The 12864-nt window shown below is 58.7% G+C and carries 8 protein-coding genes and 1 pseudogene; 2 read left to right on the plus strand and 7 right to left on the minus strand.

All coding sequences use genetic code 11. The features are described 5' to 3' along the window. The first annotated feature begins 58 nt into the window (after positions 1–58). Both L0Y14_RS03105 and L0Y14_RS03110 read left to right on the plus strand, forming a co-directional pair. Positions 59–6574, plus strand: coding sequence for a hybrid sensor histidine kinase/response regulator (locus L0Y14_RS03105; RefSeq protein WP_251859245.1), 6516 nt, complete (start codon positions 59–61; stop codon positions 6572–6574). Next, complete coding sequence (locus L0Y14_RS03110; protein WP_005965736.1) at positions 6571–7044, plus strand: chemotaxis protein CheW; 474 nt, start codon at positions 6571–6573, stop codon at positions 7042–7044. Before L0Y14_RS03105 ends, L0Y14_RS03110 begins: the two co-directional genes overlap by 4 nt. A gap of 6 nt (positions 7045–7050) precedes the next feature. On the opposite strand, the gene L0Y14_RS03115 is transcribed toward L0Y14_RS03110, so the two are convergent. The 7 genes and pseudogenes from L0Y14_RS03115 to rsxB all read right to left on the minus strand — a co-directional run bounded on the left by L0Y14_RS03115 (position 7051) and on the right by rsxB (position 12858). Further along, positions 7051–7785, minus strand: coding sequence for a 16S rRNA (uracil(1498)-N(3))-methyltransferase (locus tag L0Y14_RS03115; RefSeq protein ID WP_005965738.1), 735 nt, complete (start codon positions 7783–7785; stop codon positions 7051–7053). A gap of 2 nt (positions 7786–7787) precedes the next feature. Continuing rightward, positions 7788–8480, minus strand: a complete 693-nt coding sequence (locus L0Y14_RS03120; RefSeq protein WP_039960535.1) for an electron transport complex subunit E — start codon at positions 8478–8480, stop codon at positions 7788–7790. Then, entirely contained in the window at positions 8473–9126 is a 654-nt protein-coding gene (gene rsxG / locus L0Y14_RS03125) for an electron transport complex subunit RsxG (RefSeq protein WP_005965741.1), read from the minus strand. Before rsxG ends, L0Y14_RS03120 begins: the two co-directional genes overlap by 8 nt. Beyond that, on the minus strand, positions 9123–10160 hold the full coding sequence (rsxD, locus tag L0Y14_RS03130) for an electron transport complex subunit RsxD (RefSeq protein WP_005965742.1): 1038 nt from the start codon (positions 10158–10160) through the stop codon (positions 9123–9125). The genes rsxG and rsxD overlap by 4 nt, the downstream gene beginning before the upstream one ends. Positions 10161–10163: 3 nt before the next feature. After that, a complete protein-coding gene (locus tag L0Y14_RS16575) occupies positions 10164–10637 on the minus strand; it encodes an Hpt domain-containing protein (protein WP_240992121.1) in 474 nt (157 codons plus the stop codon). A 12-nt stretch (positions 10638–10649) separates the two neighbouring features. Next, positions 10650–12284: pseudogene (rsxC, locus tag L0Y14_RS03140) on the minus strand (electron transport complex subunit RsxC); the annotation flags it as partial. Between the two features lie 4 nt (positions 12285–12288). Next, positions 12289–12858, minus strand: coding sequence for an electron transport complex subunit RsxB (gene rsxB, locus L0Y14_RS03145; protein ID WP_005965746.1), 570 nt, complete (start codon positions 12856–12858; stop codon positions 12289–12291). Positions 12859–12864: the final 6 nt, after the last annotated feature.

Below are 12864 nucleotides of genomic sequence, written 5' to 3' on the forward strand. Positions count from 1 at the left end.
AGCTGTTAGCTCCAAGCAAGTTTCGCTATCGCTCGTGATGGAAGTGTGAGGAACGCGAATGACCAATGTCCGTGACTTCGGCGCGCTGAACTGGGTAAAAGACGAGATCGATGCAACGATCGGTCAGGCCCGTCGGGCGTTGGAGGAGCAGGTTGATGATGCTGGCAGTGGTGCATCGCTTCAGCTGTGTGCCGAGAGCCTCCATCAAATTGCCGGCGTCTTGCAGATGGTGGAGGCCTATGGCCCTGCAATGCTGGCAGAAGAGATGGAGCAGGTTGCCCGTGCCATGTTCAAGAGGAAGGTGCGTCAGCATGAGGATGCTGCTGAAGCGCTGATGCTGGCACTGATCCAGCTGCCGGACTATCTGGAAAAGCTGCAGGCAGGTGATGAAGATGTCCCACTCATCGTGCTGCCCCTGTTGAATGACCTGCGTGCCGTGCGTGATGCCCCCCTGCTCTCTGAAGCGGCACTCTTCAATCCTGATCTGGAAAATGTTGCAGTACCTGATCGCATTACAGGAGAGCCGAACGACGAGCTCCCTGACTTGGTGCGTCGTGTACGCCAAAAGTACCATCTTGGGTTGCTCAACTGGTATCGCAAACTCAACCTGGAAAAGGGTTGGAGTTACCTGCTTGATGTAGCCAAAGAGCTCGAGCGGGGGGCTGGTACCGAACAAGTGCATCGCCTGATGTGGGTGGCTGGAGCCGTCATCCAGGGTTTGATCGAGGGCAGCATCCAGGGTGGTGTCGCAGTCAAGCAACTGCTAGGAAAGCTGGATCGCGAATTGAGGCTGATCATCGATCAGGGTGAGCGTGCACTGGTCGATGATCCCCCCCACGAACTGATCAAAAACCTCCTCTACTATGTGGGGCGGGCTGAATCACAACATCCACATCTGCTTGCGGTAAAAGAGGCCTATAATCTGAGCGGCGTGTTGCCGAGTGAATCGGCACTGGCGAAGGGGCGGGAGAGCCTCACCGGTACCAATGCCGAACTGGTCCACTCGGTGCGAGAGGCGATCTACGCTGAGCTAACACAGGTCAAAGATATCCTCGACTTGTTCATGCGTGGTGAGCAGGCAGACCCCAGCACGCTCGATCGCCTTCAGGTGCCGATGCAGCGCTTGGCCGATACCCTGGGAATGATCGGCCAGGGCGCATTGCGGTCCCGGCTGATTCGTCAGGCTGAAAAGCTCGAGTCGTTTGCCAAACGCTCCTCCAAGCCGGAAGAGTTCGAATTGATGGAGATGGCCGGTGATATTCTGTTTGTGGAGTCCTCGCTGAGTGGCATCCACAGCGGCCAGCAACTGATTGAAGATGTAGAGGCTTCAAGCAGTAACTGGGGGCAAACGCTGCCAGTCGGTGAATTTGAAGGCCTGGTCAAACAGACGGTCAAAGAGGCCAAGATCGATATTGCCAAGGCAAAAGAGGCAATTGTCAATTACACCGAAACTGACAATGATCCAGCGGTTCTCGAAGAGGTCTTTGGACAATTCACCCGTGTCTATGGCGCCCTAAAACTGCTCGATTTTTCCGAACCGGCAGAGATTGCGCGACGCACCACTGAATTCATTCATAAAAATCTGATCCAGGGGCATCAGATTCCAGGCCGCCAGCAGTTGAACTCACTGGCGGACGTGATCAGCAGCATCGAATATTTCCTCGAAGCCTTGGTCGACGGTGTGGGCGATCGCAAAGAGATCATAGAGATAGCGCGGACTGCGCTCTCTGGGCTGGTGCAAGAAGTGCCGGGCATGCCGGAGGAGGAGCCCGTTCCCGCCCCGGTGGTTGAAATTGCTAGCGTACGCGAAGCCCAGTCTCAGCCTGAGGAGTTGTTTGAGCTGGAGCAGAAGGAAGAGGCGGAAGCGGTTGAGGAAGGGCCTGTAGAGGAGGAGCCCGATTCGGAAGGATTGTATGCGCCTTTGACAGAGGAGGAAAAGGCGCGCGAGATTATTCCCTCTGCGGAAAAGCCCGCGCTGGAAGAGATCGACCCGGAGATCCTCGAGATCTTTGTCGAAGAGGCACGGGAAGAGTTGGAGGTGGTCCAGGAAAATCTGCCGCGCTGGCGTCGGAATTTTGATGATAAGGATGCCCTGATTACCATCCGCCGCTCCTTCCATACATTGAAAGGAAGCGGTCGTCTGGTTGGTGCCAAGATGATCGGTGAGCTCGCCTGGTCGGTCGAGAATATGCTCAACCGGATCATCGACGAGACCATCGAGGTTACACCTGAAGTACTCTCCATTCTGGCCGATGTCGAACAGATGCTGCCGGTGCTGATCGACTGCCAGGAACGCTCGGTTTTGCCCGATCTGAATGTGGTTGCGGTCATGGATCAGGCTTTCGCCCTGATCGATGGCCGCTCCAGCGCCGCAGCAAAGAGCACGCTTGAAATCGCAGAGGGCGAAACCACAAAGGAGTTGGCGGAGGCTCAGGGCGAGGTGCTAGAAGAGCCAAGTTCGGTGGAATCGTTCGATCTGTTTGAGTCATCCAGTGAAGAGATCGAGCTGGCGCCTCTGGAAGATGAGACGATCGACGTTGAAGAGCTTCCTCTAGACGAACCGGTTGAAATCGAGGCAAGCATTCAGGAGCCTGATTCGGCAAGGCTTGCCGTAGAAGCGGCGGTAAAAGAGGCTCTTCTGAAAGCCGAAGCCGAAGCCGAAGCCGAAGCCGAAGCCGAAGCCGAAGCCGAAGCCGAAGCCGAAGCCGAAGCCGAAGCCGAAGCCGAAGCCGAAGCCGAAGCCGAAGCCGAAGCCGAAGCCGAAGCCGAAGCCGAAGCCGAAGCCGAAGCCGAAGCCGAAGCCGAAGCCGAAGCCGAAGCCGAAGCCGAAGCCGAAGCCGAAGCCGAAGCCGAAGCCGAAGCCGAAGCCGAAGCCGAAGCCGAAGCCGAAGCCGAAGCCGAAGCCGAAGCCGAAGCCGAAGCCGAAGCCGAAGCCGAAGCCGAAGCCGAAGCCGAAGCCGAAGCCGAAGCCGAAGCCGAAGCCGAAGCCGAAGCCGAAGCCGAAGCCGAAGCCGAAGCCGAAGCCGAAGCCGAAGCCGAAGCCGAAGCCGAAGCCGAAGCCGAGCTCAGCGGATTTTCAGATTCGGATCTGGTGTTTGAGCTCGATACCGAACTGCTTGCTGTATTCAAGGCAGAGACAGCGGCCCATTTTGAAACCCTGCATCGGTTTATCGACGACGCACGACTCCAGACTCAGCGGCCGCAGGTTGATGAGACCGTTCCTCGGGCTTTTCACACGCTGCGTGGCAGCGCACACATGACGGGGCTAACGCCGATAGCCGAGATCAACCAAGTATTGGAAAGCTACATCAATCAGGTAATTGCTCAGCGAACGATTGCCGATGATGAGGTACTTGGTTTTATCGAAGACGGCATTGCTGCTACCCAAGGAACCCTCGGTTGGCTGCTCGGTAGCAATGAGGCGGAGCCCGATATCAAAGGGCTTGTGGCTCGCCTGGAAGCCGCTGAGATGATCCTGAAAGCCGAAGCCGAAGCCGAAGCCGAAGCCGAAGCCGAAGCCGAAGCCGAAGCCGAAGCCGAAGCCGAAGCCGAAGCCGAAGCCGAAGCCGAAGCCGAAGCCGAAGCCGAAGCCGAAGCCGAAGCCGAAGCCGAAGCCGAAGCCGAAGCCGAAGCCGAAGCCGAAGCCGAAGCCGAAGCCGAAGCCGAAGCCGAAGCCGAAGCCGAAGCCGAAGCCGAAGCCGAAGCCGAAGCCGAAGCCGAAGCCGAAGCCGAAGCCGAAGCCGAAGCCGAAGCCGAAGCCGAAGCCGAAGCCGAAGCCGAAGCCGAAGCCGAAGCCGAAGCCGAAGCCGAAGCCGAAGCCGAAGCCGAAGCCGAAGCCGAAGCCGAAGCCGAAGCCGAAGCCGAAGCCGAAGCCGAAGCCGAGCCCATCTCAGCTGAAGAGTTCGAGAAGTTGCCTGACGAAGAGGCGGAAGAACTGTTTATCGCCGCCGGTGATGAAGCCGACTCGGCGCTGATTGAGCGGGTTGAAGAGGAGGCGCTGAGCCAGGTCGAAGAGGATGGCATGTTTGCCGTCGCAGAAGACCCAGAGTTGGTCGAAGTTTTCGTCGAAGAGGCGAAAGAGTTGCTGGAGCAGATAGAATCGAGCTATCAGCATTGGATGGATAACCAGTCCGATGAGTCGGCCATCGACGCTATCCAGCGCATTCTGCATACCCTGAAAGGCAGCGCGCGGCTTTCAGGGATCCTGCCAGTCGGTGATCTGAGTCATGCGCTCGAGTCTCTGTTCTCAAAGATTGCCGATAAAAATGTTCTGATAACCGGAAGATTGCTCGAGCTGACCCGACAGGCGATCGACCGTATTGCGCACCAGATCGACGAGGTCGCAACCGGTGGCGCCCTTTCCCGTGCTGGCAAGCTGGTCAAACAGCTGGAGTCGATCCTTGGATCAAAAGAGGCCAGCGCAGAGATTTCGTCATTTGCCGCTGAGCCGACAGATAGTTTGCTGGCGCCCAGTTCCATCGATGAATTCGAGGCCGACAGTGACTTTGCGATGCTGGATGCCGGCCTGACAACAGATCTTGCGGAGGAGACGACTCAGTCTGAGGAAACAGCGGAGACTGAGGGAGCGGAGTCTGCGCTTGAACCGGAAGTGGAGCCTGAACCTGAGCCGGGGGAATCTGAAGCGCTGAAGCGGATTATCCGTTTTCCCAAGCAACCACAGCAACCACCCGCGCCCGCGCAGGAAAATCTGCCGCAGGGGACGGCGTTTCGACCTGCCCGTGACCAGGTGCGTGTCAGTGCCACGCTGCTGGACCGCCTGGTAAACAATGCGGGTGAGATCAGCATCTACCGGGCGCGTCTGGAGCAGCAGAACGGTGTGCTCGGCTTCAACCTTGCGGAGCTGGAGCAAACCATTACCCGTCTTTTCGATCAGTTGCGCAAGCTGGAGATCGAGACCGAGGCCCAGATTCTCTATCGTTGGGATCGCGACCATGGGCAAGATGACAAGAATCGGGCGGAGTTCGACCCGCTTGAGCTCGATCGCTTCTCCACCATGCAACAGCTCTCGCGGGCATTGATGGAGACAGTTAACGACTTGGGCAGCATCAATGGATTGCTGGCCGATCTGCAGCGGGAGACCGATACTCTGCTGCTGCAGCAGTCGCGTATTTCCACCGACCTGCAAGATGGCTTGCTACGCACCCGTATGGTGCCGTTTCAGCAGCTGGTGCCGCGGTTGCAGCGCGTGGTGCGTCAGACAGCAGATCAGCTTGGCAAAAAGGCCAACTTGGAGACCTACGGTACAGATGGCGAGATGGACCGTACCATTCTTAACCGAATGATCCCGGCGCTTGAGCATCTGCTGCGAAATGCCGTGTCACACGGTATTGAAAAGCCTGAGGCGCGTCGTTTTGCCGAGAAGGATGAGGCTGGGCGGATCTCCCTCTATATGACCCGTGAAGCGACAGATATTGTGCTAACGCTTTCGGATGACGGCAATGGTCTCGATATCAATGCGATTCGTGAGAAAGCAATTGCGCAGAATCTGATCGATCCAAACGCCCAGGTCGAAGATGACGATCTGATGCAGTGTGTCTTGATGCCGGGATTTAGCACTGCTAGCGAGGTTACCCAGATCGCTGGACGTGGCGTGGGGCTCGATGTGGTCTCCTCCGAGGTGAAACAGCTGGGTGGTTCACTCGATATCGACTCCCAGCCGGGACGCGGCACCAGTTTTACCATTCGTTTGCCGCTGACCCTGGCGATCACCGACGCCTTGCTGATGCGCGTAGGCGATGATGTATTTGCCATTCCCCATGGCAGCGTCGAGGGTGTGGTCCGGATCAGCCGCAGCAAACTGATTGCCTGTGAGTCGGGCGAGGAGGAGGGTTTCTCCTACGCAGGGCGCACCTACAAAAATTTCTATCTGGGCAGCATGTTGGGCTTAAGTGACAGTCTGCCCCACGAGACTGAAAAGTGGATCCCTCTGCTACTGGTCCAGTCTGGAGAGCGTCGCGTTGCCTTGCGTATCGATGAGTTGCTCGGCACCCGCCAGATCGTGGTGAAATCGGTTGGCAAGCAGGTCAGCAGTGTGCCCTGGATCACTGGTGGTACGATCCTGGCCGATGGCCGTGTCGCCCTGATCCTCGATGTCGGCGCACTGGTGCGTCTGGGCACTGCGCACCTACAGGAACAGGTTGAAGAGGGAAGGAAGGCTGCCAAACGGGAAGAGGAGCGTCGTGTGCGGGTGATGGTGGTGGACGACTCGATCACTGTGCGCAAGGTTACCAGCCGACTGTTGGAACGTCACGATATGGATGTGGTGACAGCAAAAGATGGTGTGGATGCGGTAGCGCTGCTCCAGGAACAGATTCCGGATATCATGTTGCTGGATATTGAGATGCCGCGCATGGATGGTTTCGAATTGGCACGGCATGTCCATAATTCAGTCGAGTATTATGGACTGCCAATCATCATGATTTCGTCGCGTGTTGGTGAAAAACATCGCAAACGTGCCTTTGCTCTTGGTGTCAGGCGCTGTCTCGGCAAGCCTTACCAAGAGGCGGAACTGCTTGAGAATATTAAAGACGTGTTGGCGGAATCTGAGACATGAGTGAGGCGATCGCAGGCGAGGTTCGGAGTGTCCTGATTCCGTTGGTGTCGGGGCGGTTGTTGCTGCCAAATGCCGTAGTGGCGGAGGTTGCTGCCTACCAGCAAGCTGAGCCTCTGGACGATGCTCCGGCCTGGCTGCGGGGCATTGTCGAGTGGCGCAGGATCAAGATCCCGCTGATCGCCTTTGAAGGGATGCTGGAAGAGGAGTGGATCAGGGAGCCCGGCAACCGGGGACGTATCGCAGTTGTCCACACACTCAATGGAGATGCTTCGCTCCCCTGTTTTGGAGTTGTCTGTCAGTCTGTGCCTAGTCTGGTGCGCATCACCACCGAGAACATCATGCCGAGCGAAAGCGATGGTGAGATCAGCCCGGTGGTGCAGAAGTCGGTATTGGTGAATGGTGAGACGGCGATGATCCCCGACCTGGACGAGGTGGAGTTCATGCTGCTTGAAGCGTTCGAAACGAAGTGACCAGATTCAGGTCATAAAGTCCCCCCACAGGGTCTGGATGGCTGCGAGGGCGGCCAGTGGCGCGGTCTCTGTCCGCAGCACTCTGGGCCCCAGCCTCACTCCTTTGAATCCCGCCTGTTGCGCTAGGCGTCGTTCTTCCGGGCTGAGTCCCCCTTCAGGCCCCACCAGCAGGACGATTGCGTCCGGCCTTGAAGAGAGGTCATGCAGGCTTTCCGAGGCTCGATGGTCGAGCATAAGTCGCATTGTGGCGGGCAGCTGCTGCAACATCTCGTCAAACCGGCCTGGTTGTTCCAGCTGTGGGACGCGACAGCGTCCAGACTGCTCGCAGGCGCTGATTACAATCTTCTGCCAGTGAGTCATCCGTTTCTGTTGGCGTCGTGGATCAAGGCGCACCACACAGCGCTCCGTTACCAGTGGAACAATGGCACTCACCCCAAGCTCTACTGACTTCTGCAAAGCAAAATCCATACGCTCCCCACGTGAGATGCCGATTGCCAGTGTAATTGGCAGGGAATCCTTCGCCTCTTTCCGCAGGCACTGATGCAGTTCAACCTCGACCCGATTGCGGTCGCTGCTGATCAGGCTGGCGGAAAACTCGCGACCATCCCCATTAAATAGACGCAACTGCGCCCCGCTGCGGAGTCGCAGTACTTTGAGCAGATGGTGGGAGGGCTCGGCCTCCAGCTGAATATGATGGCCTGTCTGCAGTGGTTGCGAGGTGAAGATTCTTGGCGTGCGCACACTCAGGTGGCCGTTTCCGAGTTCGCCAAGTGGCTTGATTTTGCAAGGACACGCTGCTGCAATCGCTTGTCGATCACGCTCTTGATGGCAATCAGCAGCCCCAAGCCGATGAATGCGCCGGGTGGAAGGATCGCCAGCAACATCCCGTGATACCCCTCTCCCAAGGTGAGGGTTAGCGCTTCCGCTCCGCTGCCGAACATGAGGTGCGCCTGGGAGAATAGTGTGCCCTGGCCGATCAGTTCTCGCAGTCCGCCCAGAGTCAGCAGCACCAGGGTAAAGCCGATACCGATACTCAGGCCATCCACCAGTGAACGCTGCAGGTTGTTTTTCGAGGCAAACGCTTCAGCGCGACCGATAATGGCGCAGTTGGTGACAATCAGCGGGATAAAGATGCCAAGAATCTTGTGCAGCTCATGGAAATAGGCATTCATGCCCAGTTCGATAGCGGTGACAAAGGAGGCGATGACCATCACAAACACTGGCAGTCGGACCTCGTTCCTCACCAGATTGCGAATCAGTGAAACGGTGACATTGGAGGCGACCAGCACCGCGGTGGTGGCGATGCCCAGCCCCAGGCCATTGACCGCAGTATTGGTGACAGCGAGCAGCGGGCAGAGCCCGAGCAGGGCCACCAGCGCTTGGTTGTTGCTCCACAGACCGTCCTGGATGATTCTTGCGTAACTCGCACTAGCCATCGTTATTTTCTCCTGGAGTGGCCTCCTGTAACGGCGTGCGGTCATAGAGCCGCTGCTGATGCTGTTGGACATAGAGCAGGCTCTTTTTTACCGCAGCCACGATCGAGCGTGGCGTGATGGTGGCGCCGGTAAACTGGTCGAATACGCCACCATCCTTCTTCACACCCCACTGTGCCTTGGGCGGGTTGTTTAATGACTTGCCGGTGAAGCTATAGATCCAGTCAGAGCGGCTCTCCTCGATCTTATCGCCCAAGCCGGGTGTCTCTTTGTGGGAGATGATTCGTACACCGCCCAGGGTGCCGTCGTAGCGCACCGCCACCAGCAGCTTGATCGGGCCGCTGTAGCCGTTCGGCACCACCGGCGTCAGCACCACCGCCACCGGTTGGCCGCCAGACCGCCCACGGTAGACAGTCGTGTTTTCAGAGCCCAGGAGTTCTGGGTCGCTGACCGTCATGACATCGGAGATGATGTCGTTGTCGATACTCGCCGCCGGGACTAGCGCCGTGAGACTTCGCAGTAGCGCCTGGCGCTCATTACTGGCAATGCGTGCCTTGGTTGCCTGGTGGGTGAAGCTGACCAATGCCGTGCCAGCCACTGCAAACATGGCAAGCACAAAGCCAGCAATTACAACAGGGTGCTTGGTCAACGGGCACCTCCGTGTCCAAAGGTGCGTGGCTGAGTATAGTGATCGATAGTGGGGACAGCCATATTCAGCAGGAGCACGGCGAAGGCAACCGCATCAGGGTAGCCGCCCCAGGTGCGAATTACATAGACCAACATGCCGATCAGGGCGCCATAGATGATTTGACCGCGCCTGGTGGTACAGGCGGTGACAGGATCAGTGGCGATGAAGAAGGCGCCGAGTATCACGCCACCACTGAAGATGTGGAACAGCGGGAAGGGGTGGCTCTCTGGGTCGAACAGGTAGAAGAGCAATGCAAGGCTGAAGAGTCCCGCAAACAAAGAGAGCGGAATATGCCAGCTGATGACCCGCTTGTAGATCAGCCAGAGCCCACCCATGATGAACCAGTTGCCGACCCACTCCCAGCCTTGCCCGCCGAAATCCCCCCATAGAGGGTTCTGCATGATCTCGCTGATCATCCGGTTCTGATCCAGGCTGGTGCGCATCTGGTCCAGTGGTGTGGCGCTGCTGATGGTGTCGAAGCTGAGCCCTTCTGGCAGGCTGTTGAAAAATATCGCCTGAACGGTTTGCAGCAAGCTGAGTGGCTGGGTATTGAGCATCTCCGGCGGCAGCCAAGTGGTCATCTGCACCGGATAGGAGATCAGCAGGAACACATAGGCGGCCATCGCCGGATTGAATGGATTATAGCCGAGGCCGCCGTAGAGCTGTTTAACCAGGATGATGGCGAAGGCCATGCCGATCACTGTCAGCCACCAGGGCAACAGTGGTGGCGCGGCAATGGCGAACAGCATCGCCGTGACCACAGCGCTCAGATCCATCAGTGCTGGTGTTACCGGCCGCTTGCGCAGCCGCAGCGCGAGCGCCTCGAACAGCAGGGCGCTCGCGATGGCGATAACGCTATTGATCAGTACACCCCAGCCGAAAAAGATCACCATCGCGAGGATGCCCGGCAGCAGAGCCAGAACCACCTGGAGCATAATTCGGTCGACTCGGTTGGGGCGCGGGCTATGGGGTGAGCTGAAAGTCTGGAACTGCATTGGCTAGTTGCTCTCTGGCGGGGTATCGGTAGTCGGCTGTTTTTTAGGCGCTGAGGGCCTGCGTCGCTGGCCGGCGGCCTCGATACGAGAGAGCAGCGACTCGATGTTGGGTTCAGCCTGACTCTTGTCGAACAGCCAGGCGATCAGTGCTTTGCCGGTATCCACCCCATCCTCCATCAACGCGAGTGCAGTCTTGTCAGGTGCCTGCTGCTGTTCCACCAGGCTGTCGGTATAGAGCTCCAGTGATTTGTTGAGGCTGGCCAGGGGCATCAGACCGACCATCCGGGCACTGCCACAGATGGTGTGGAAAGCCCTGGGGATCTCGGCGGGGATCTGTGCTGCATCGTTGTTCCCCGCACGAGTCTGTTCGATGAAGCCGCTGATGGTCGCAAAGTGTGAGCTGGTCTCCTGTTTGAAGATCTCCTGCAGCTCTGGATCGTTCTCGATGCCGCCGCTGGCCGGTGGCGCCTCCTCCACGGGTTCTGCCTGCTGACGGCGCTGTTCGGCGGCATCGATCTGGGCCTGCTGTGCGGGCTGCAGATGGTCGGTGTTTTTTGGGCTGCTTTTATTGGCGGCCTTTTTCGCAGCAACACGTTGCTGCGCCGCCTCGATAGCGGCCTTTTTTGGATCCTTTGCCGCAGCTTTGCCCTTGGCTGGTTTCTTCGCCAGGTCCTCTTTCTTTTTGCGCAGCCGCGCCTTACGTTCTGCCTCCATCCGTTGCATGCGGGCGAGGCGAAAATCGTGGCGCATCTTGGCGTGTTCAGAGCGCCGCCGCTCCTCCTCCTGCTCCCAGCTTTCGGTCTTGGCATAGCGGAAGTAGTGGACCAGTGGGATGTGTGAGGGGCAGACGTGGGAACAGCAACCGCACTCGATGCAGTCGAACAGATTGTAGTCCTGCGCCTTCTCCAGCTCCTTGGCGCGGGCGTACCAATACATCTGCTGCGGCAGCAGTTGCACCGGACAGACATCCGCGCAGCGGCTACAGCGGATGCAGGCGCGCACCGACTCGGGGGGTGGGCTCTCCGCGACACTGGGCAGTAGCAGACAGTTGCCCCCCTTGGTGATTGGGATCTGGTCGGTACTGAGCCGAAAACCCATCATTGGGCCGCCATAGATGAGTCCACTGGCAGCATCGGTGTAGCCACCAGCCTGCTCGATCAGCTCGCCTGCAGGGGTGCCAATCAGTACCTCCAAGTTGCAGGGCTGTGCGACCCCTTCGCCGGTGACTGTGACCAGTCGGGAGATCAGAGGTCGGCCGGTGAGCACCGCATCGGCGATGGCGGCAGCAGTGCCGACGTTATGGCAGATGATGCCGAGTTGGGCGGGTAGTCCGGCGCTGGGGACCTCCTTGCCGGTAAGAATGCGAATCAGCTGCTTCTCGCCGCCGCTGGGGTAATGGGTGGGGATGCGCACCACTTCCGCGGTATCCTGATTGCGCAGTGCCTGGCGCATGGCGAGGATCGCTTCGGGTTTGTTGTCCTCGATGCCGATCAGGCACTCTTCGGCTCCCAGCAGATACTGCAGGATGCGGATGCCGTCGATCACCTTGTCGGGAAAGTTGAGCATCAGCCGGTCGTCGCAGGTGATGTAGGGTTCGCACTCGGCGCCGTTGATGATCAGGGTCTTGATCGGCTTGCCGGGATCGAGTTTCACCGCTGTGGGAAAGGTCGCTCCGCCCATGCCGACGATGCCGCACTCGCGAATCCGTTGGCGCAGGATCTCAGCAGGGACGGTGCGAAAGTCACTGATCGGCTCCGGCAGTTCGCCCCACTCATCCTTGCCATCCGGCTTGAGCAGGATACAGGGGCCACTCAGCCCGGAAGGGTGGGGTAGCGGTTGTTGGCTGATCCCGCGTATTTCACCTGAGGTGGGCGCATGGATCGGCGCACAGACCGGTTCATCACTGTCGGCGATCTTCTGCCCCTTAAGTACCCGTTCGCCTTTTTTTACCAGAGGGATCGCTGGGCTGCCGATATGCTGCTGCAGCGGCAGAATCAACAGATCGGGAAGCTCGGCCTGGCGCAGCGGTGTGCTGAGTGACTGAGCCTTGTTGTCCGGCAGATGCAGCCCGCCACGAAAACGCCAGATCTGACGCGCCTTTCCTTTGGATGATTCGACGTACATACGGCTAGTGGGGCTGCGGTTGCGCAGCGATTTCTGGGTTGTTGTAGTCGGGAAAGGGCCAGTGCCAATTGTCAGCCGCTTCCGCGATCGGTTCCATGACGATGCACTCCACCGGGCAGGGTGCGAGGCAGAGTTCGCAGCCAGTGCACTCTTCGCTGATCACTACATGCATCTGTTTGGCGGCGCCGAGGATGGCATCCACCGGGCAGGCCTGGATGCAGAGGGTGCAGCCGATGCACTCCTGCTCCTTGATCAGCGCGACCGCGCGCGGCTTATCGGCGTTTAACTCGGCATCCAGCGGCACTGGGTCGCGCCCGAGCAGGTCGGCCAGCGCGACCATGGTGGTCTCGCCGCCGGGGGGGCAAAGGTTGATCTCCGCCTCGCTGCTGGCGATCGCTTCGGCGTAGGGGCGGCAACCGGCGTAGCCACACTGGCCACACTGGGTCTGTGGCAGCAGCTTCTCGATCTGGTCGGTGATCGGATCCCCCTCCACATGGAAGCGGATACTGGAGTAACCCAGTAGCAAGCCAAAGGCGGCGGCAAGCCCGGTCATGGCAAGAATGGCGATCAGCACCGCGTC

The sequence above is a fragment of the Candidatus Endoriftia persephonae genome (genome assembly GCF_023733635.1).
Lineage (GTDB): Bacteria > Pseudomonadota > Gammaproteobacteria > Chromatiales > Chromatiaceae > Endoriftia > Endoriftia persephonae.